16 protein-coding genes are annotated in these 20,651 nt (G+C 57.0%); 6 read left to right on the forward strand and 10 right to left on the reverse strand.

Annotated elements, in window-relative coordinates; translation table 11 throughout:
- Window positions 1-11 precede the first annotated feature (11 nt).
- The 5 genes from AC2D8U_RS00940 (at window position 12) to AC2D8U_RS00960 (ending at window position 7,970) form a co-directional block, all read left to right on the forward strand.
- Window positions 12-1,709 carry a LytS/YhcK type 5TM receptor domain-containing protein gene (locus AC2D8U_RS00940; RefSeq protein WP_484617159.1) on the forward strand — a complete coding sequence of 566 codons (1,698 nt, stop codon included), beginning with the start codon at window positions 12-14 and terminating at the stop codon, window positions 1,707-1,709.
- Complete coding sequence (gene btsR, locus AC2D8U_RS00945) at window positions 1,706-2,422, forward strand: two-component system response regulator BtsR (protein WP_484617160.1); 717 nt, start codon at window positions 1,706-1,708, stop codon at window positions 2,420-2,422. Before AC2D8U_RS00940 ends, btsR begins: the two co-directional genes overlap by 4 nt.
- Before the next feature lie 92 nt (window positions 2,423-2,514).
- On the forward strand, window positions 2,515-2,805 hold the full coding sequence (locus AC2D8U_RS00950; RefSeq protein ID WP_484617161.1) for an integration host factor subunit alpha: 291 nt from the start codon (window positions 2,515-2,517) through the stop codon (window positions 2,803-2,805).
- Between the two features lie 213 nt (window positions 2,806-3,018).
- Window positions 3,019-4,473, forward strand: coding sequence for a carbon starvation CstA family protein (locus AC2D8U_RS00955; protein WP_484617162.1), 1,455 nt, complete (start codon window positions 3,019-3,021; stop codon window positions 4,471-4,473).
- Window positions 4,474-5,258: 785 nt separating this feature from the next.
- The gene (locus AC2D8U_RS00960; protein ID WP_484617163.1) at window positions 5,259-7,970 is read left to right on the forward strand and encodes a TonB-dependent receptor; all 2,712 of its coding nucleotides are present in this window, start codon (window positions 5,259-5,261) and stop codon (window positions 7,968-7,970) included.
- Between the two features lie 47 nt (window positions 7,971-8,017).
- Here AC2D8U_RS00960 and AC2D8U_RS00965 read toward each other — a convergent pair whose 3' ends face one another.
- The 8 genes from AC2D8U_RS00965 to AC2D8U_RS01000 form a co-directional block, all read right to left on the reverse strand.
- Window positions 8,018-8,950, reverse strand: coding sequence for a precorrin-2 dehydrogenase/sirohydrochlorin ferrochelatase family protein (locus AC2D8U_RS00965; protein WP_484617164.1), 933 nt, complete (start codon window positions 8,948-8,950; stop codon window positions 8,018-8,020).
- On the reverse strand, window positions 8,950-9,258 hold the full coding sequence (locus AC2D8U_RS00970; RefSeq protein ID WP_484617165.1) for a putative signal transducing protein: 309 nt from the start codon (window positions 9,256-9,258) through the stop codon (window positions 8,950-8,952). Before AC2D8U_RS00970 ends, AC2D8U_RS00965 begins: the two co-directional genes overlap by 1 nt.
- 120 nt (window positions 9,259-9,378) lie before the next feature.
- The gene (secF, locus tag AC2D8U_RS00975) at window positions 9,379-10,323 is read right to left on the reverse strand and encodes a protein translocase subunit SecF (protein WP_484617166.1); all 945 of its coding nucleotides are present in this window, start codon (window positions 10,321-10,323) and stop codon (window positions 9,379-9,381) included.
- An 11-nt stretch (window positions 10,324-10,334) separates the two neighbouring features.
- Window positions 10,335-12,179: a protein translocase subunit SecD gene (gene secD / locus AC2D8U_RS00980; protein ID WP_484617167.1), complete on the reverse strand. Its 1,845-nt coding sequence runs from the start codon at window positions 12,177-12,179 to the stop codon at window positions 10,335-10,337.
- A gap of 67 nt (window positions 12,180-12,246) precedes the next feature.
- Window positions 12,247-12,570, reverse strand: a complete 324-nt coding sequence (gene yajC / locus AC2D8U_RS00985) for a preprotein translocase subunit YajC (protein WP_484617168.1) — start codon at window positions 12,568-12,570, stop codon at window positions 12,247-12,249.
- A 32-nt stretch (window positions 12,571-12,602) separates the two neighbouring features.
- On the reverse strand, window positions 12,603-13,727 hold the full coding sequence (gene tgt / locus AC2D8U_RS00990; protein ID WP_484617169.1) for a tRNA guanosine(34) transglycosylase Tgt: 1,125 nt from the start codon (window positions 13,725-13,727) through the stop codon (window positions 12,603-12,605).
- A gap of 152 nt (window positions 13,728-13,879) precedes the next feature.
- Complete coding sequence (queA, locus tag AC2D8U_RS00995) at window positions 13,880-14,959, reverse strand: tRNA preQ1(34) S-adenosylmethionine ribosyltransferase-isomerase QueA (RefSeq protein ID WP_484617170.1); 1,080 nt, start codon at window positions 14,957-14,959, stop codon at window positions 13,880-13,882.
- Between the two features lie 86 nt (window positions 14,960-15,045).
- On the reverse strand, window positions 15,046-15,216 hold the full coding sequence (locus AC2D8U_RS01000; RefSeq protein ID WP_484617171.1) for a hypothetical protein: 171 nt from the start codon (window positions 15,214-15,216) through the stop codon (window positions 15,046-15,048).
- A 102-nt stretch (window positions 15,217-15,318) separates the two neighbouring features.
- Between AC2D8U_RS01000 and AC2D8U_RS01005 the strand changes: the two genes are divergently transcribed.
- Window positions 15,319-15,906, forward strand: a complete 588-nt coding sequence (locus AC2D8U_RS01005) for an acyl carrier protein phosphodiesterase (RefSeq protein ID WP_484617172.1) — start codon at window positions 15,319-15,321, stop codon at window positions 15,904-15,906.
- A gap of 283 nt (window positions 15,907-16,189) precedes the next feature.
- On the opposite strand, the gene AC2D8U_RS01010 is transcribed toward AC2D8U_RS01005, so the two are convergent.
- On the reverse strand, window positions 16,190-19,327 hold the full coding sequence (locus AC2D8U_RS01010) for an efflux RND transporter permease subunit (RefSeq protein ID WP_484617173.1): 3,138 nt from the start codon (window positions 19,325-19,327) through the stop codon (window positions 16,190-16,192).
- Between the two features lie 2 nt (window positions 19,328-19,329).
- Window positions 19,330-20,442, reverse strand: coding sequence for an efflux RND transporter periplasmic adaptor subunit (locus AC2D8U_RS01015; RefSeq protein WP_484617174.1), 1,113 nt, complete (start codon window positions 20,440-20,442; stop codon window positions 19,330-19,332).
- Window positions 20,443-20,651 lie beyond the last annotated feature (209 nt).

Here is a 20,651-nt window from a genome sequence, read left to right on the forward strand (position 1 = left end):
GAAGAAACATCATGAGCCCAGAGTTGCTCGAAACCTTTGAGCTGATCGTCAAACTGACCCAGCAGATGAGCCTGTACCTAGTACTGGCCTACCTGTTAACCAAAACCCCGGTGTTGCGCCCGATGGTCGATCTGGCCGTACACCTTCCCCATAAGCTGATCCTCTACGTCACCTTTTCCATGTTCTGCATTATGGGCACCTACTTTGGCGAACAAACCCATGGTGCCATCGCCAATACCCGGGCCATGGGGGCGATCCTATCCGGCCTGCTAGGAGGCCCGGTAACCGGCTTCCTGGTCGGACTGACCGGCGGGTTGCACCGATACAGCCTCGGCGGTTTCACCGATCTGGCCTGTGCCATCTCCACCACCAGCGAAGGGCTGTTTGCTGGCCTGATGCACCTCAAGCTGCGTCGAAGCTTCCAGTTGGAAGAGCTGTTCAACCCCTTCAGAGTCTTTGCCATCGCCGCCCTGGCCGAACTGATGCAGATGGCGATCATCCTCATCGTTGCTCGTCCCTTTGCCGATGCCTGGGCACTGGTACAAACCATCGCACTGCCGATGATGCTGGTTAACTCATTGGGGGCAGCTCTGTTTATGAGCATGATCCGGGATCAGCGTACCATGGCCGAGAAGCTCTCCACCGCCCACTCCGCCAAGGCCCTGAAGATCGCCGAACGAACCGTTGGGATCCTAGCCGGCGGATTTAACCAGGAAAATACCGCCAAGATCGCCAGGATCATCTATCAGGAAACCAAGGTCAGCGCCGTCGCCATCACGGATCGGGACAAACTGCTGGCCTTCATCGGCACCGGCGACGATCACCATCTTCCCGGCACCCCCATCTCCTCAAGACTGACCCTGGATGCGATCCATGAAAACAAGGTGATGTTTGCCGATGGGGTTCAACAGGAGTACCAGTGCTCTTTGTCAAAACAGTGCCAACTCGGCTCAAGCCTGATCGTCCCCTTGCGAGGTGGCAACGAGGTGATCGGCACCGTCAAACTCTACGAGAAGAAACAGCGGATCTTCCTCAATCTCAACCAGACACTGGGGGAGGGGATCGCCCGAGTCCTGTCGAATCAGATCTTGCATGGACGCTATATCGAGCAGAAATCCTTGCTAACCCAGGCCGAGCTCAAACTGTTGCAAGCGCAGATCAGTCCCCATTTCCTGTTCAATGCCCTAAATACCCTGGCTGCCATCACCCGGCGCACCCCGGAAAAGGCTCGTCCGTTGATCCAGGATCTGGCGGCCTTCCTGCGCGCTAACCTAAAGCGCGGCACCGGGGAGATCACCCTCAAAGAGGAACTGGAGCATATTCGTTCCTACCTCACCATCGAATTGGCTCGATTTGGCGACCGACTCAGTGTCGAGGTCGACGTGCCCGAGATCCTTCAGCACGCCACGCTGCCCACCTTTACCCTGCAACCCTTGGTAGAGAATGCCATTAAGCACGGCACCTCTACATTGCTGGAGCCGGGTAAGATCCGGATATGGGGACAGGAGCAGGGTGATGAACTGCTGTTGGTCGTCGAAGACAATGCCGGAGCCTTTCCCGAGCACCCCAAAGAGTCCGATGGGTTGGGCCTCAACATCGTGGATCGACGCATTAAGAATATTTATGGCCCGGAGTATGGCCTGTCGGTGGACTGTATCCCAGAGCAACGCACCCAGGTACAAGTTCGCCTACCAAGGAAATTATCATGACCATACGTACTTTACTGATTGACGATGAACCTTTGGCCCGGGACGAATTGGCCTGCCTGCTGGAGGCCTATGAGGACATCGAGATCATTGGCGAAGCGGCAAATGCCATCGAAGGCATGGCACTGATCAATAAGCTTCAGCCGGACCTGGTGTTTGTTGACATTCAGATGCCCAAGATCACCGGCATCGAGATGTTGGCCATGCTGGATCCGGACACCATGCCCCAGATGGTGTTTGTTACCGCTTACGATGAACATGCCGTCAGCGCCTTTGATAACAATGCCTTTGATTACCTGCTCAAACCCGTCGCGCCGCAGCGATTGGAAAAAACCCTGAAACGGGTTCGCCAGGCCAAGGCACCACAAAACTTTGCACCGCTGATCACCGATCCCCTCTGCCACCTGCCCTGCTTCCGCGGTAAGAGCCTCAAGGTTGTACCTGTGCAGGAGGTGGAATACGTCTTTACCGATCTGTCCGGGGTCCATGTAGCAACGGCTCAGGGAGCCTTTCATACCCAGTTGACTCTCAAGGTGCTGGAGGAGAGAACCGAGTTGATGCGTTGCCATCGCCAATACCTGGTGCAGCCAACCGCCATCGCTGAGATCCAGTTGCAGGAGGGTGGCAGTGGCGAGATCCATACCCATTCTGGCCAGAAAGTACCAGTCAGCCGACGCTACATGAAATCCATCAAACAGAGATTTGGTTTTCAATAGCGTGATTTTTTAGTCACATCCGCTAGTGCAAACTACACTTATTGCGACCCTACGGGGAACTCTTAACGATGCAAGCAATACGAGGTAGCGGCATGTCTTTGACCAAAGCCGATCTGACTAACCACCTGGTCAGCCAATGCCATATGAAAGTGGCCGATGCACGGGAATTGGTGGATACCTTCTTTGAAGAGATCCGATACACCTTGGAATCCGGTGAAGACGTCAAACTCAGTGGCTTTGGCGTATTCCACCTGCGGGAGAAAAATGCCCGGCCGGGACGCAATCCCAAGACAGGCGAAGAGCATGAGATCAGTGCTCGGCGGGTGGTCACTTTCGCAGCCGGAGGCAAATTAAAAGGACGTGTTGCCACCCTGAAGACCTGATAGGAGAACGAGGGAAACTGGGTCCAGGGTAACTGGGCCCATCCCTTTGCTGCGTAGCGACCGCCCTGCCTCTTGCCATGGCCCCTTCTGTGTAACCGCTTAACCTCGATCTCGACCGCTCACCCCCAATAAGCAACCGTTGGACCAACTTCCCCAGCACAGCGCAGGTACATACGTACAATTGGCCCCGTTGTTTGCCTGAGGAAAAATACAATGCTTTGGTTCTTATTCTGCGTCGCCCTGCTCGTCGGCGGCTACTTCTTCTATGGTGCCTTCGTTGAGAAGGTTTTTGGCATTAATGAGAAACGCCAAACCCCGGCTTTGACCAAGGCCGACGGTGTGGATTACGTCGCAATGCCAAAGCACAAGGTATACCTGGTTCAGCTGCTGAACATCGCCGGTGTTGGCCCGATCTTCGGCCCTATCATGGGTGCGCTGTACGGTCCGGCCGCCATGCTGTGGATCATCGTTGGTTGTATCTTCGCCGGTGCCGTCCACGACTACTTCTCCGGTATGCTTTCCGTGCGTAACGGCGGTGCTTCCGTACCGACCATCGTCGGTAAGTACCTGGGCCAGCCTGCCAAGCATTTCATGAACCTGTTCGCCATCATCCTGCTGCTGCTGGTGGGTGTTGTCTTCGTATCCGCTCCGGCTGGTATGCTGACCAACCTGATCAATGAACAGACTGGCATGACCGTGACCCTGAGCATGATGGTTGCCATCATCTTCACCTACTATGTGATCGCCACCATCGTTCCGGTTGATAAGATCATCGGTCGCTTCTACCCCTTCTTCGGCGCCCTGCTGATCTTCATGTCCGTTGGCCTGATCTCCGCGCTGGTTATCTCTAGCGAGCACACACTGCTGGGCAACTACGAAGTTGCTGACATGTTCACCAACCTGAACCCGAACGACATGCCGCTGTGGCCAGCCCTGTTCATCACCATCGCCTGTGGTGCCATCTCCGGCTTCCACGCCACCCAGTCCCCACTGATGGCCCGTTGCATGGAGAACGAGAAGAACGGCCGCTTCGTCTTCTACGGTGCCATGATTGGTGAAGGTATCATCGCCCTGATCTGGTGTGCCCTGGCTCTGTCCTACTTCGGCACCATGGACTCCCTGGCCGCAGCCGTCGGTAACGGTGGCCCAGGCGCAGTGGTATACGAAGCCTCCTTCGGCCTGCTGGGTGTTTTCGGTGGCATCATCGCCTTCCTCGGTGTGGTGATCCTGCCTATCACCTCAGGTGATACCGCGTTCCGCTCCAGCCGCCTGATCCTGGCCGAGTACTTCAACATCAATCAGGTGAAGATCAAGAACCGTCTGATCATCGCCGCACCGCTGTTCGCCGTTGGTGCCATCCTGACTCAAGTTGATTTCGGTGTGATCTGGCGCTACTTCGGTTTCGCTAACCAGCTGACCGCCGTGATGATGCTGTGGACCGCCAGTGCTTACCTGGCCCGCGCCGACAAGCTGCACTGGATCACCACCATTCCGGCCATGTTCATGACCTCGGTTGTAGTGACCTTCATCCTGAACAACGCCACTCTGGGCTTTGGTCTGCCGATGAATATCTCCACCGCCTGTGGTGTCGTGACCGCCGCCGTTGTCGCCTTCGCCGTCGTCGCCATCTTGGGCAAACAAGAGCTGCCGGCCGACGCCGAAGCATAATCTGACTTAGATCAGACAAACGGGACCTTCGGGTCCCGTTTTTTTTTTGTCACCTGCTTCCTGCCCCTTAAGCACAAACTTCCCCTCTACCACCTCCCACCCTCGTAAGCCCTGCACGCTCGCCCCCAGTGCCCCGAGAAAGCCGAAAGCGGATATCTGCACGCAGCTCTTATTGCCAACGCCTTGCTAAAGACTCCCCTAAATAGCCCCCTCCTGTCGTATATGCCAGGACGCTCCTTTACCTAGTGATATTAAGTTGGCGCTCACTCTTAAGTTAGCGGTCACATTTGACCAGTTTCCTCCGTAATAAAACTAGAACCGCATGCAAAAACCACATTCCTTCTACCTTTTAGTGCCACCACAGATATTTACCCTGTTCGAGGCGAACTCACGCCAACTACCACTGGTAACGGTCAAAAACAATACGCCAGTTTCTCTCATCAGGATGCCCAGAAGTAATATTGGTAAAGGAAAAAGGCCAAACAATAACCTTCTAAAACAATGAGATACAAGGAACCCAGTTCATACCAGATATTCCCATAAACAGGACTGGAATCTCAGCATAAAACGCCTTACGGTGCAGACGTTGCTTTACAAAACAGATCGTTACGCCCGTTTTGGTTTCGTTGTTACAGCACACTACTGATAAAAATGGGATTCACGGCAACGCACAAATTAAATAACCCAACTTAAATGTAAATAAGTATCGTCATTGTCATTAGTCCAAGTGTTCACACCAATCCGGCAGAAGATCGGAAACGGCTCACTTGATAAGAGGTTGATAGATGAAAGTTGTAGCGCCCAAACTCACCCCCCTGGCAGCGTGCATCGCCATGGTTCTCTCCGCCCATGCCTACGCAGAAGAAACCACCGAAGCGGTCCAGGACAATGTCGAAGTGATCCGTGTCTCAGGCACCCGCGCCTCCCTCAGCGAAGCCCTTAATGAAAAGCGTTTTAACAGCGCCCAGGTGGATGTCATCGCTTCGGAAGACATAGGTGTGATGCCGGATCCGGATATCGGGGACTCCCTGGAGCGGATCGCCGGGGTTGCGGTTAACCGGGATGGCAACGGGGTGGCGGCCGAAGTCAACATTCGCGGCCTGCCGGCTCACTTTACTAAGACCACCTACAACGGCCGCAGCATCACCACCGCCCTCAATCTCAACCGGAACTTCTCCTACCAGGTGGTACCCTCAGCCTTTATCTCCCAGGTTTCGGTACAAAAAAGCACCTCCGCTGACATTCAGGAAGGTGGGATCTCCGGCACCGTGGACATGCGCAGTCACCGAGCCTTGGACTACGACAAGGCAATCACCCGGGTCGTCACTAAGGGCTCCTGGACCGGCAACAGCGGCGACTGGGGACCGGATCTCTCCCTCATCCATTCCGATACCTTCGCCGACCAGTCCCTCGGGCTGGCCTTTGGCCTGAACTACCTCAAGGAGAGTACCGCGAGCCAATCACAAAGCAGCGGGAACCTGGGCTCGGGTCGGCTGCTACGCGACAGCGGAGAGTACGCCTACACCTACAACCAGATAAAAAATGAGATCAAGGACAGCGAGCGGGAGCGCTATTCGGCCTTTGCCAACCTGGAGTGGCGGCCAATAGACCAGCTATCCCTGTTCGCCGAGACCCTCTTCACCGATTACTCCACGGAGCAGAACCGCCAGCGTCACGGTTTCAACATTCACAATAGAAACCTTATCGATGGCTCCTACGAGACCGTCGACTACAAGGGAGTCGATTACTTAACCAAGTTCGCAATTGAAAACAGCTACGCCTTCCTCGACCACAGCCCCATGAATGATGAAGCCCAGATCTGGATCAACACCTTCGAGGCACAATATGAGGTGGGTGACTGGACGGTCAGCGGTGGCATCAGCCTCTCCCGCTCCGACTCGGAGAAAACCTCCATGCTGCTGCAGACCAACCTGCCCGAGATGCCGGTGGCCTTTGACTTTAGCTCCGGCGACACCATCGGTATCGATTACCTGATCCCCGACGCGCAGGACTATCTGATGAACCAGACCAACTATCTCGGAGTCAAACTCAACACCCCCCAGTTGGGCACCACCCGGGAGATGAACAACACCGCCTACAATCTGGACATCAAGTACGATGCGTTCAAGGAATTTGGTGTACTGAGCCTGGACCGGATCCATTTCGGTGTCCAATACGCCGAAGAGGAGGCGATCAACCGTAAACGCAGCCTCAAGAACATGTCAGCAGTCAAGCTGAAAGAGTTGACCGGTGATGACTACACCTACCACTGGGTCTCCTCCGCCCCGGGGCGCGGCAGCTGGTTCTCCAGCCAGAGCGGCGCGGGGCGCCCCCTCAATTGGCTGACGCCGAACGTCCACAGCTTCCTCAACGACTTCTCGACCGCGGAGATCCTCGCTTTCGCCGAAAAAGAAGGCCTGGTAAACGACACAGTGAATGACGACCTGCTGGAAGACAACTTCGCCGCCTATCTGAAAACCGACTTTACCCTGGGCTACGACCTGACCGGTAATCTAGGGATACGCTATCTGCACACCAAGCAGACCCAAAGCGGCCAAGGCCAAGATCTCTCCCTGGGCGCCGAGGACGATGGTGAGGGCGGCCTGACCTTGCGCGGTAAATCCGATGAGCTCTACGATCGCAGCACCACCTACGACTACTGGCTGCCCAGCCTCAACCTGCGCTACAACCTCAGCGACGAGATGATGCTGCGTTTCGGCCTCGGTCGGACCCTAGCCCGCGCCGATATGCATGATCTTTCCATGACCACGACTCTCGGCGGTGACAAGGACAGCGGCTATACCCTCTCCACCCAGGATCCCGATCTGCAGCCCTTCGTCTCGGATAACATCGATGTGAGCTGGGAGTGGTACTTCAGCGCCGAGGGGCTGCTTGCCGTAAACTACTTCCGCAAGGACATCGACTCCCTGATCCAGACCATCGACAGCACCATGCTGCTCGATGTCTACGACACCGAGGGTAACCCGCTGGAACCGGTTGATGTCGACGTCCGCCTCAAGACCAATAATGAAGGCGTCGTACTGCAGGGCTCCGAGGTGAACTTCCAGACTCCCTTCGATTTCCTGCCTGGGCTCTGGGCAAACCTGGGGATCAATGCCAACTACACCTTCACACATAACTCCAACCCTGAGATCCTGCCGGCGGCATCGAAGCACAACACCAATGCGACCCTGTATTACAGCACCCGTAAGTTCGACCTCCGTGCCTCCTACAGCTACCGCACCAGTTTCCTGCGTAACGAAGAGCAGATCCCAACTAATGGGACTCATGCGCCCTACTACCTGCCTTACTACCAGGACGCCAATGAACGCCTGACCCTGGCCACCTCCTACCGCCCCATGGATAACATCCGCCTCTCTCTGGCCGTCTCCAATGTGCTTGATGGCATGACACGGACCTATTCCGACTATGGCATCACCCGAGTCGTTGGCGACTCCGGTCGCAAGATCAACGCCGGCCTGACCGTCAGCTTCTGATCAAAAAGGCGCCCCATGGGCGCCTTTCTCTTACCGACTCGCGAGCCTTATGGGGCCAGGCCCTCCTCGATACGTCCTGTGGCCAGCCTGGCGATCGACTCCTCGTTCAGGCTCCGCTGCCAGATCTGTCCCTCCACCTCACTGGTCACCAAAAGCAACTGCTCCCCCTGATCCAGCCAATCCCGCACCTGGCCAATCTCGGCCAGCGTGACTCTATGCTCACTGGCGTCCCGTCGGCACAGGGCAATCAGCTGGGGATCGATATCCTGGGAATAGAGGATACGGTCGAGCTGCTGCATCAGTGGTAGGGCGTCAATGGGCAGGAGCCCGGGCTGCTGCCGGGGATCGATAAGATACAGCTTGCCAGGCTGATCCGAACGGGCTTCCGCCACGGCAAGCAGGCGCTCACTCTCATCCTGCCAACCCAGGCCATTGGCCTTTAGGAAGCGCTCCCATACCCCTCGAGGATTGCCGTGCTGCTTCTGGATCCGAAGGCGCTGACTACCAATAAATCGGGCCAGCCGTCCCATGGTGCCCGGCAGGCTGGTCTCAAGCCAGGCCCTGAGCATACGCACCATTACAGGCGCGGCCCCTTCGCTGCCGATGGCAATCACTATGGGACTGCGATCCACCAGGGCCGGTGTGATCACCGAGCAGGCTTTTGGATCGTCCACCACATTGATCCAGGCCCCGGCTTCCTTTGCCTGCTGCGCCACCTCACGATTTAAATGAGGATCATTGGTTGCAGCAATGACCCCACCACACCCCTTGAGCAACCCGGGATGATAGAAACGGTTCAAGTGACGCACCCGTCCATCGTCTACCAGAGACTGGATCTTGGGCACCAGTGAAGGGGAAACCACGGTCAGACTGGCCTCGCTGCGGGCCCAAAGGGCCAACTTGCGAGCCGCCACTTCGCCACCACCGACCACCAGGACGTGCAGCCCGGCGGTATCATGAAACAAAGGAAAATAGCGCATCAGGATTCCGGCTCACCACCGCAGCGCCAGCACACCTCGAAGTGACCGTCATTCTGCTCACCACAATCGCTGCACTGCCAGGGGGCCAGACTCTGCTGATACCGGGTCAATACGGCCCGCGCCTTGGCCAGCTGCCCCCGTTCAACCAGCAAGCGAACCTCCTGACTCTCCATCGGCAACTCACCCGCTGCTCCGCCTAAAGCTTCTCCCAGCAGGCGAACCAGGATCCCCTCGTGTTCCAATGCACCTTTGACCGCATTGGCTTCCATCACATTGCTCGCTCGATACAGCTCAGTAAAACTATCCATGCCGGACATCCCTCCTCGTCTCCATGGATAACCGCGATCTTTATCCTGCCCCGCAAGGGTGGCAGTCAAGATAACAAAAAGCCACCCCGAAGGGTGGCTTGTCAAGTGAAATCACTTCTCTCAAGGCGTCAGGGGATCCTGATCTGCACCCTCTTTTTCCACCACAACCGGCATCATATGCTCCTTGGTGATCCCAAGGCGGATAGATGTGTAGCTGGCAACATAGATGGAAGAATATGTCCCCACCGCGATCCCCAGCAGCAGTGCCGTGGCAAAACCGTGGATCATGGAGCCACCCAGCACGAACAGGGAGATCACCACAAACAGGGTTGTCCCCGTCGTGATGATGGTCCGGCTCATGGTCTGGGTCACCGAAGTGTTGACCACGTGTTCCGGAGTGCCCTTGCGCATCTTGATGAAGTTCTCCCGAACCCGGTCGAACACCACGATGGTATCGTTCAAGGAGTAACCGACAACCGCCAACAAGGCAGCCAGTACGGTCAGATCAAACTCCAGCTGCAGCAGGGAGAATACCCCCATGGTGAGGATCACGTCGTGGACCAGGGCCGCGACAGAGCCCGCGGCCAGGCGCCATTCGAAACGAAATGCCACGTACATCAGGATACAGATGATGGCGGCAATCACCGCCAGGCCACCCTGCTCGACCAGTTCCTGACCGACCTGAGGACCAACGAACTCAACCCGCTTGATCACGGCGCCTTCACCGGCCGCCAAGGCGCCCGCTTCCACTTGGTTCACCAGATCATTGCCTTCGCCGACGCGAGGCGGTACCCGGACCAGGATGTCACGGACGCTGCCAAACTGTTGTACGACAGCCCCTTCGATCCCCTGGGCCTCCAGGGATTCACGCACCTCATTGGGCAAGGTGGCGGCGGTATAGCCGATCTCCACCACGGTGCCACCGGTAAAGTCCAGGCCCCAGTTGATCCCGCGCACACCCAGGCTCACCAGGGAAGCCACCATCAATACGATGGACAGCATGCTGGCCCACTTGCCGTGCTTAAGGAAATCGATGGTGCCTTTGATATTTAAGATCTGAAACATGATTTTACCCCTTAAATATCCAGCTTCTTGAGACGCTTACCGCCCCACAATGCATTCACCACGGCGCGGCTGGCGACGATGGCGGTGAACATGGAGGTGGCGATACCTATCATCAGGGTCACGGCGAAGCCCTTCACCGGGCCGGTGCCCACGGAGAAGAGGATCAGTGCCGTGATCATGGTGGTGATGTTGGCATCGGCAATGGTAGAGAAGGCGTTTGCATACCCTTCGTGGATCGCCTGCTGGATGCTTCGTCCGGCCCGCAACTCTTCACGGATCCGTTCAAAGATCAGGACGTTACCATCCACTGCCATCCCCACCGTCAATACGATACCGGCAATACCCGGCATGGTCAGGGTGGCGCCCGGGATCATCGACATGACGCCCACAATCAACACCAGGTTTGCCATCAGGGCACCCACGGCGATCACACCAAACTTGCGGTAGTAGATGGCCATAAAGATCACCACCGCCAGCATGCCTGCCATCAGGGCAGCCTTACCGTTATCGACGTTTTCCTGTCCCAGAGACGGACCGATGGTGCGCTCCTGGACAATGGTGATCGGCGCGATCAATGCACCGGCACGCAGCAGCAGCGCCAGGTTCTGGGCTTCGGCCGGAGAGTCCAAACCGGTAATGCGGAAGCTGCGACCCAGGCGAGCCTGGATGGTCGCCGTGTTGATCACCTCTTCGATGCGATCAAACTTCGGGCTGCCATCTTCATTGCGCTCATCCTTGGCCTTAAACTCGATAAAGACGGTGGCCATGCCTTTGCCGATCTTATCACGGGTCCAGTCCGCCATCTTGTTACCGCCGGCAGCATCCAGGTTGATGCTTACCTGGGGGCGACCGTTCTCATCGAAGCCGGATTGAGCACCGGTAATATGATCCCCCGTCAGGATCACCTGACTGTCCAGCAGCACGGGGCGGCCATTACGATCTTCATACAGCTTGCTACCCGCAGGCACCAGACCACGCAGGGCGGCACCCAAGTCAGCGTTCTCGCTAACCATACGGAATTCCAGAGTTGCGGTCGCGCCCAGGATCTCCTTGGCACGAGCGGTGTCCTGGACCCCTGGCAACTCCACGGTAATACGCTCGGCACCCTGGCGTTGTACCACAGGCTCAGCCACACCCAGTTCATTCACCCGGTTACGCAGGATGGTAATGTTCTGGCTGAGGGCATACTCCTTGATCTCACGCAGATACTCGTCAGTCAGATCCGCCACGAAGGTGGTGCTGTCTTTACTGACGAACAACAGATTAGGATTCTTGCTACGAAGGAACGCGAGCGCCTGAGAAGCCACATCGGCATCGCGGAATCGCACTTCCACACCATCCGGAGCCACACGGACACCAGAGTAACGCAGACGTTCTTCCCGCAGATCGGAGCGGAAATCCGTGACGATCTGATCCTGCTGCTTGCGCACCGCTTCGTTCATGTCCACTTCCATCAGGAAGTTCACACCACCGCGCAGATCCAGGCCCAGCTTCATCGGGTTGCCACCAATGGAGGCCAGCCAGTTCGGCTGTGCCGGTGCCAGGTTGATGGCAACGATGTAATCGCCACCCAGCGCCTGAGAAACAATATCCTGTGCGCGGCCCTGATCATCGGTGTTATTAAAGCGCGCTTCGATCAGGCCATCAGCCATCACCACACGCTTGGTATTCAAACCCGCCGTCTCCAGGGAAGAGCGCACCGTATCCAGAGTGGATGTGGTGATCTCGGCATTCCGACCTGCAGAGATCTGCAGGGCGGGGTCTTCCCCGTAAAGGTTCGGCAAGGCGTAGAGTGCTCCGATGGCAATCATGAAGATCACCATCAGGTTCTTCCACATCGGGTATTTATTCAACACGCCGCTGTCCCCTAAAAAAAGCAAAGAAACAAAACCGCCGGTATCGCTACCGGCGGTTTAAAACTGATTACAGAGATTGAATGGAGCCCTTCGGCAGAACCGCGCTCACAAAGTCCTTTTTAATGGTCACTTCGTTGCTCTCGTTCAGAGCCAATACCAGGTAGTCGTTGTCGGCGTTGACCTTGACGACTTTGCCCACCAGACCACCGGAAGTCAGCACTTCATCACCCTTAGACAGGGTCTCTACCAGGGACTTGTGCTCCTTTACGCGCTTGTTCTGTGGACGCAGGATCATGAAGTAGAAGATCAGACCGAATACGGCCAGCATGATCAGCATGTCAAAACCGCCGCCCGGTTGAGCGGTGCTGGCGTAAGCGTTAGCAATAAACATAAGGGGACTCTCTCTTAGTAATTATTAGTTAATCAATCGTTTAGCGGCGGTACTTCACGACCTTGCTTGGCATAGAACTCAGCCACAAAGTCGTCTAGGTTACCCTGCTCAATGGCCCCCCGCAAACCTTCCATCACCCGCTGGTAGTAGCGCAGGTTGTGGATGGTGTTGAGGCGAGCACCAAGGATCTCGTTGCACTTATCCAGATGATACAGATAAGAGCGAGTGTAATTCTTACAGGTATAACAATCGCACTCGGCATCCAGCGGACTGGTATCGTCGCGATGCTTGGCGTTGCGGATCTTCACCACGCCGGTGGTCGTGAACAAATGACCGTTACGGGCATTTCGCGTCGGCATCACGCAGTCGAACATATCGACGCCACGGCGAACCCCCTCCACCAGATCTTCCGGCTTGCCGACACCCATCAGGTAGCGGGGCTTATCTTCCGGGATCTGCGGGCAGGTGTGTTCCAGGATGCGATACATGTCCTCTTTGGGCTCACCCACCGCCAGGCCGCCAATGGCGTAGCCGTCGAAGCCAATGTTCAGCAGGCCTTCCAGCGACTCGTCACGCAGGTGCTCGTACACGCCACCCTGAATGATGCCAAACAGGTTGTTGGGGTTGCCCAGGCGATCAAACTCGTCCCGGGAGCGCTGCGCCCAGCGCAGAGACATGCGCATGGAATCCGCCGCTTCCTGCTCGGTGGCCGGATACGGGGTGCACTCGTCGAAAATCATGACAATATCAGAGCCCAGGGAGTACTGGATCTGCATCGACTTTTCCGGATCCAGGAAGATCTTGTCGCCATTGATGGGGTGACGGAAGTGAACACCCGCCTCGGTGATCTTGCGGATGTGACCCAAAGAGAACACCTGAAAACCGCCGGAGTCGGTCAGGATCGGCTTATGCCAGTTCATGAAGTCATGAAGATCACCGTGCTTCTCCATGATCTCGGTACCCGGGCGCAGCCACAGGTGGAAGGTGTTACCCAGGCAGATCTCGGCGCCTGTGGCCTCCACCTCTTCCGGGGTCATCCCCTTGACGGTACCGTAGGTCCCCACAGGCATAAAGGCTGGGGTTTCTACCGTACCGCGTTCAAAGGTCAGGGTGCCTCGGCGGGCACGCCCATCCGTCGCTTTCAATTCAAATTTCATATAGGCCTCTTACCAGAGAAACAGTCTGGTGATGGTGAAGTCTAGTGCCGTGGAACGGTACCAGAATAGAAGATGGGGCTCGCCGCTGTCCGCTTCAAGCGGCAAACGGCGAAAGGTGGAAAAATCGTGAACTAAGTCCGACTGATTGCCGATTATTTGGCATTTTCCTCATCAATATCTTGCCGGGTCACGAACATCGCATCACCGTAGCTGAAAAAACGGTAGCGGTTAGCGACGGCATGACGATACGCCTTCATGGTGTTGTCCTGGCCGGCAAAGGCCGAAACCAGCATGATCAGGGTGGACTCGGGCAGATGGAAGTTGGTGATCATGGCATCCACCACGTGGAACTGTTTACCCGGATAAAGGAAGATGCTGGTCTCGGCGGCGAAAGGTCCAAAGGCCTCCCCCCTCTCCTTGGCCGCCACCGCAGCGGACTCCAGGGAGCGTACCGACGTCGTGCCCACGGCGATCACCCGACCGCCACGTTCTCGAGTCCGCTTTACCGCTTCGACCACATCGGTGCCAACTTCAGCAAATTCGCTGTGCATGTGGTGATCTTCGACCTTGTCCACCCTAACGGGCTGAAAGGTGCCCGCGCCGACGTGCAGGGTCACAAAGGCCGTCTCAACCCCCTTGGCTTTGAGCGATGCCAGCATGGCATCATCAAAGTGCAGCCCGGCAGTGGGGGCGGCCACGGCACCTGGGCGCTGGTTATAGACGGTCTGGTAGCGCTCCCGATCACTGCCTTCATCGGGACGATCAATATAGGGGGGCAGTGGCATATGACCAATGCGTTCGAGAATGGAGAGCACCGGCTCATCAGTGGCACCCTCTCCTTGGGAGAAGTCGATCTCAAACAAGGCATCGTGGCGGGCCACCATGGTAGCGACAACCCCCTCATCAAAATGCAATGCATTACCGGGTTTCGGGGATTTGGAACTGCGCACATGGGCCAGCACTCGATGGCTGTCCAGTACCCGCTCTACCAACACCTCGATTTTGCCACCAGAGGCTTTCTTGCCATGCAAACGCGCCGGGATCACCCGGGTGTTATTAAAGACCATCAGATCGCCAGGACGCACCAACTCCAGCAGATCCGGAAACTGGCCGTCATGCAACTCCCCACTGTTACCATCCAGGTGCAGTAATCGGGAAGCACGACGCGCCTCGGTGGGGTAACGGGCGATCAGTTCATCGGGAAGGTCAAATTGGAAATCGGCTACCTGCATGGTCTCTTCACACTCTGCGGCCCCTTTTGGGGCGGGGGCGCTAGTCTATGAAGAGCAGGGAACAGATTCAAGTTATCCCGGCCAAGTCAGCGACGGTTTTTATCCCGCTGCTCCTGCTTGCCGTCGACGTATTGCTGGAGGGCCTTAGTGTGTTCGTCAGGAACCCGATAGGATTCGATGGGGATCTGACTGCTCAGATCCGCCAGCTTGGCAACAGACGTCCGCGTCCGTCGCCGAAAGAGCCACTTAAGCGGCATAGCATTCCATCCTTGGCAATGATACTTAAACTGTTTGTAGATCAATGCCATTCCTTGGCATCGCTGAAAGATTAAACAACCCCAGAGGTTCAAGCAAGCATTTTGAATTTTCTCGCACATCTGTATATCGCCGGTGCCACCGACACCGATCTCGCCGGAGCCGTGGCTGCGGATTTTGTTCGTGGCCCACTGACAACCTGGCCCGAGCCACTGCGCACCGGCATGCGTCTGCACCGATTTGTTGACAGCCAGGTGGATCAGGCCCCCCAGGTACAGGCCCTGAAAAGGGTATTTACGCCCGAGCATCGAAGAATGGCGGGGATCCTGCTCGATATCGCTTTCGATCACCAGCTTGCCAAGTATTGGTCAAGCTACCACGACACGCCCCTGACCGAATTTGCCGCCAACAGCTATGTCCTGATGGCCCAAAGCCCGGTATTGCCGGATCGCTTCCGCCCCGTTCTGACCGCCATGACCCGCACCGACTGGCTTAGCCAGTATCAGTACCGGGCCAATATTGATCTGGCCATCCATCGCATGGCCAGCCGCCTGTCCCGACCCGAACAGCTGCGTGCCGCCGCCCCGGAGATCTGGCGATTGGAAGCTCAGATCGAACCTGCCTTTGCCCAAATGTTTCCTGAGCTGTTAACTGCGTGCAGAGAGTTCTTAGCACAAGGGCGTGAGGGATAAAGGCTAGAGGCTAAAGGCTAAAGGCTAAAAGCTAAACAGACGACAGGCCGTGCTCGCACAAGCTCCGTCGGCAAATGCCAGCTTTGGCTCTTTCTGTATTCTGCCATCTGGGAGCATAGCGTTCTCTCTCCTGCGGTTAAGGAAACAGAGAAAGGAAGGCGCAGGGCCCTTTGACTTTGACGCATCCGCCATCGCTTGCGTGTACCGAACCACTGAGGATGCCTTTTGATAGCGGGCATAAAAAAACCGAGGGCAATGCCTCGGTTTTTTAGTCAGTGAGCACTCAATCCTGGAGCACCTGTGGCGCCCGAGGACGGTCCGCTTTCACCCGTTCGCGCAAACGCTGGAACAGGGCGAAGAAGCCGGGGATAAAACAGGTACCGATCACCAGTACCATCATCAGGCCCCCCGCCAGGGTCCAGCCCAGTGACCATTGGGAGATCTCACCGGCACCCGAGACAAAGATCAGCGGGATCATGCCGCAGATAAAGGACCAGGAGGTCATGTTCACCGCACGGAAACGCAGTTTACCGGCTTCCACTGCCGCCACCTCAATGGGCTGCCCCTCGTCTTCCCGTTTGGCCCGGGCGAACTCGACAATCAGGATGGCGTTCTTGGCTGCCAGCGCAATCAGCAGTACCAGGCCCATCTGAGCATACAGGTTCAACGGCAACCCGGAGTACAGCAGCGCCAGCATGGCACCCAGCACCGCCATGGGCACCACCAGGATGATGGCCGTGGGCATGGTCCAGGACTCGTACTGAGCCACCATGAACAGGTAGATAAAGAGCAGTGCCAAGCCAAAGGCATAGAGCGCCAGGTTACCCGCTTCCTTTTCCTGATAGGCCATACCGGTCCACTCGTAGGCGTAGCCGTCCGGCAGCATATTCGCGGCCAACCGCTCCATCGCCGCCATGGCCTCCCCGGAACTGTAGCCTGGGGCAGGCTGACCCGAGATGGTCGCGGCGTTGTAAAGGTTGTATCGCCAAGCCACATCCGGCGCCAGAGTCGGCTCCAGGGAGACCAGGGTCGACAGTGGGATCATCTCACCGCTGCCACTGCGCACATGGAAACGTCCCAGATCCGTGGTGTCCCGACGAAACTCCGCTTTGGCCTGCATGTTTACCCGGTAGGACTTACCGTACAGGGTCACGTCGTTGACTCGCATAGCCCCCAGATTGGTCTGCAGGGAAGCAAACACATCCGTGATCGGAATACCCAACTGACGCGCTTTGAGGTAGTCCACATCCACAAAGTAGTGCGGTACGTTAGCCCGGAAGAACGAAAAGACCCGAGTCACTTCCGGCAACTGGTTGGCGGCCAGGATGAAATCCTGCATCACGGTCGCCAGCTCAGTGCGTGGGCGCCCCTGGGTGTCCTCCAGCATAAATTCGAAACCGTTGCTGTTGCCGACACCGGGGATCGCCGGCGAGCCAAAGGCCATCACCTGAGCATCATTGTACTGCATCGCCGCCCAGCCATTGAGGCGCATGGTGATCTCAGACAGCTTGGCGTCCCGCTCGGCCCAGTCTTTCAGGCGTACAAACAGGGTGGCGCCGTTGGACTGCAGGGAGAAGGAGAGCAGACCGAAGCCGCGGGCGGCCCCAACGGATTCCACCTCGGGATAGCCGAGGATCACCCGCTCCAGCTCGTTAACCACTTCATTCGTGCGGGCCAGAGAAGCCGCATCGGGCAACTGCACGTTCACGATCATCACCCCTTTGTCCTCTTCCGGCACGAAACCTGTGGGGATGTTCGGGGTAATGTAAGCCAGTGCAGCGATCCCCAGAGCAAAGAGGCCCAGCAGTAGGCCAGACTTGCGCACCAGCACGGCGGCCACGTTGCCGTAACGTTCGGTCAGCTTGTCAAAGAAGCGGTTAAAGGCCTGATACCAGCGTGGCCCCGCATTACTACTCGGTTTAAGCAGCAAGGAACAGAGTGCCGGCGACAGGGTCAAGGCGTTGACCGTGGACAGGCAGACGGAGATCACGATGGTCACCGCGAACTGGGCATACATCTGTCCCGTAATGCCCGGAAGCAGGGAGACAGGAATAAACACCGCCTGCAACACCAGGGTGGAAGTGATGATGGGCCCCGTCACCTCCTTCATGGCATAGATGGTGGCCTGAGCACCGGTCCACGAGGGATTCTCCCGCATATTGCGCTCAACATTTTCGATCACCAGAATGGCATCATCCACCACGATACCAATGGCCAGGATCAGACCAAACAGGGTCACGGTATTGATGGTAAAGCCCATCGCCAGCATCGCGGCGAAGGTACCGATCAACGACACAGGGATGGCCACCAGGGGGACCGTCGTCGCACGCAGGGAGCCGAGGAACAGGTAAGTGACCAGTACCACAAGAGCGACCGCCTGGATCAGGGTCTCGATCACCGAGGCGATGGACTCCTCCACGAACACCGTAGTGTCATAGACGATGTCATAGTCCATATCCTCCGGAAATTGAGTGGCCATCTGAGCCAGCTTCGCTTTCACCAGCTCACCGGTCGCCAGGGCGTTGGCATCCGGTTGCAAGGACAAAGAGAGCATGGACGACAGCTGACCATTACGGGTCGCTGTAAAGTCGTACAGTTCCTTGCCCAGCTCCACCTCGGCGATATCTTTGAGATACAAGGTACTGCCCTGATTATCAGCGCGGACAATCACGTGCTGAAACTCTTCGACATCCTTCAGTCGGCCACGGGTCACCAAAGGCACCGTCATGGCCGGTTGGTCCAGATCCGGCGCACCGCCCAATCGACCCGCCGGCATCACGATGTTCTGCTCCGCCAGCGCCCCATGAACGTCGCTTGTGGTCAGGCCATAGCGCGCCATCCGCTCGGGATCCAGCCAGACTCGAATGGCGTAACGCGCCCCACCGAGCAACGACACATCCGAGATCCCGGGGATCCGCTTGAACTGCTCTTCGATGTTGAGCGCCACATAGTTGGTCAGGAAGATGTCATCAAAGGTCTCATTGGGCGAATAGAACGCCATCGCCATCAGCAGATCCGGCGACTTCTTGGCCACCTTGACGCCACGTTCACGCACGTCCGCAGGCAGCCGTGGCAGGGCTTCGTTCACCCTGTTCTGCACCTGTACCGTGGCCATGTCCGGATCGGTACCGATATCGAAGGTCACTTCCAGGAAATACCCCCCGTCGTTGGCGGCGCGGGAGCGCATATAGAGCATGTTCTCGACACCGTTTACCGCTTCTTCAATCGGCTGGGCCAGGGTCTGCTCCACGACCTCGGCATTGGAGCCCGGGTACATGGCGGAAACCTGCACCACCGGCGGAGTGATCCGAGGAAACTCGTTCACCGGCATGGTACGCAGCGCGATCAGGCCGACGAGCACGATCACCAGCGCAATGACAATGGCAAATTTCGGTCTATGGATAAAAAACTTAGAGATCATCGTTATTCACCCGCGACCTTACCGGCGATCTGCACTTGAGCACCGGCACGGGCACGATGCAGGCCAGCCGTAACGATGCGTTCACCTTCGGCCAGGTTGTCGGCGACCACGATCTCCTGGCCCAATCGCGTACCAAGTTCAACATTGCGACGCTCGACGGTGTTATTTTCGTCCACCACCATCACATAGCTTCCCTGCTGATCCGTCTGCACCGCAGCATTTGGGATCACCAGGCCTTGCAAGGGTCGATTTGGACGTACCTGAACCTGAACGAATTGCCCCGCGGCCAAGGTGTGCGTCGGGTTGGCAAAGTCGGCATGCAGGGCCAAGGTGCCGGTGGCCAGGTCGATGCGGTTATCGATAAAGCTCAAGGCACCAGCCTGGTCATAGGTTTTGCCCTGCCCCAAATCCAAAGTAATGGACATCTTGTCATCACTCATCAAGCCGTTAACCACCATAGCCAAGCGTTCACGCTCGGAGATGCGAAAACTGGTACGGACCGGGTCCAACTGAACCAGAGAGATCAGTGCACCGCTTTGCGGGCCGACCAGATCCCCCACACTGGCGCTTGCCGCGCCTAGCTGTCCGGCAATAGGTGCCACAATCGTGGTGTGAGCCAAGTCCAGTTCAGCATTATCCTGCCCAGCCTGGGCCTGAAGAACCCGAGCTTCTGCCATGGCCAGGCTTGCCTTGAGGTTATCGATGTCGGACTGACTGATCCCCCCCTGGCCCAACAACTCCTGGTTACGTTTGAGGTTCACCGCTGCGATATCACGAGCAGCCATCGCCTCCGCGAGGGTTGCCTTAGCCGCCGCCAATGCCGCACGATAAGGGCGTGAATCGATCTCAAACAGTGGCGTCCCCGCCTCAACCACCTCGCCGTCAGCGACTAAACGCTTGGTCAGATAGCCCGACACCTGAGCACTGATCCTAATGTCTTCAATCGCCTCGATACGGCCCGAGAAGCGTTTTACCGGTTGGTAATCCTGAACAGAAGCGGCAGCCACCTCAACTGACGGGGTAGGCATGCCCGCAGCTTCACCAGATTGTTCACACCCAGTCAAAGTCAAGGCAGCCACAGCCAGGGCAACGGGCAGTTTGCGGAAGTAATTCATGGAGCGGAGATCCTATAATCGCAGACCAAATGCACTCAGAGTGCACGCTAAGCCAAATAAAGCCGGATTCTACGCGTCACTAGCTGAACAAACCCACAACGATTTGCCCTTTCACATCGCACAAATACAACATAAAACAAACCACTTACAGAAGAATAACGTCAAAGTAGCGTTTCTCGGCTCAAGCCAAGTGTTCCGCCCCAACGGCG

It is taken from the genome of Ferrimonas sp. YIN67 (genome assembly GCF_057219095.1).

Coding starts and splice junctions, on each gene's coding strand:
- AC2D8U_RS00960 (WP_484617163.1), top strand. CDS start 5,259: ATGAAAGTTGTAGCGCCCAAACTCACCCCCCTGGCAGCGTGCATCGCC.
- AC2D8U_RS01000 (WP_484617171.1), bottom strand. CDS start 15,216: ATGCCGCTTAAGTGGCTCTTTCGGCGACGGACGCGGACGTCTGTTGCC.
- AC2D8U_RS00970 (WP_484617165.1), bottom strand. CDS start 9,258: ATGGATAGTTTTACTGAGCTGTATCGAGCGAGCAATGTGATGGAAGCC.
- queA (WP_484617170.1), bottom strand. CDS start 14,959: ATGCAGGTAGCCGATTTCCAATTTGACCTTCCCGATGAACTGATCGCC.
- AC2D8U_RS00940 (WP_484617159.1), top strand. CDS start 12: ATGAGCCCAGAGTTGCTCGAAACCTTTGAGCTGATCGTCAAACTGACC.
- AC2D8U_RS01015 (WP_484617174.1), bottom strand. CDS start 20,442: ATGAATTACTTCCGCAAACTGCCCGTTGCCCTGGCTGTGGCTGCCTTG.
- secF (WP_484617166.1), bottom strand. CDS start 10,323: ATGTTTCAGATCTTAAATATCAAAGGCACCATCGATTTCCTTAAGCAC.
- btsR (WP_484617160.1), top strand. CDS start 1,706: ATGACCATACGTACTTTACTGATTGACGATGAACCTTTGGCCCGGGAC.
- AC2D8U_RS00965 (WP_484617164.1), bottom strand. CDS start 8,950: ATGCGCTATTTTCCTTTGTTTCATGATACCGCCGGGCTGCACGTCCTG.
- yajC (WP_484617168.1), bottom strand. CDS start 12,570: ATGTTTATTGCTAACGCTTACGCCAGCACCGCTCAACCGGGCGGCGGT.
- tgt (WP_484617169.1), bottom strand. CDS start 13,727: ATGAAATTTGAATTGAAAGCGACGGATGGGCGTGCCCGCCGAGGCACC.
- AC2D8U_RS00950 (WP_484617161.1), top strand. CDS start 2,515: ATGTCTTTGACCAAAGCCGATCTGACTAACCACCTGGTCAGCCAATGC.
- AC2D8U_RS00955 (WP_484617162.1), top strand. CDS start 3,019: ATGCTTTGGTTCTTATTCTGCGTCGCCCTGCTCGTCGGCGGCTACTTC.
- AC2D8U_RS01010 (WP_484617173.1), bottom strand. CDS start 19,327: ATGATCTCTAAGTTTTTTATCCATAGACCGAAATTTGCCATTGTCATT.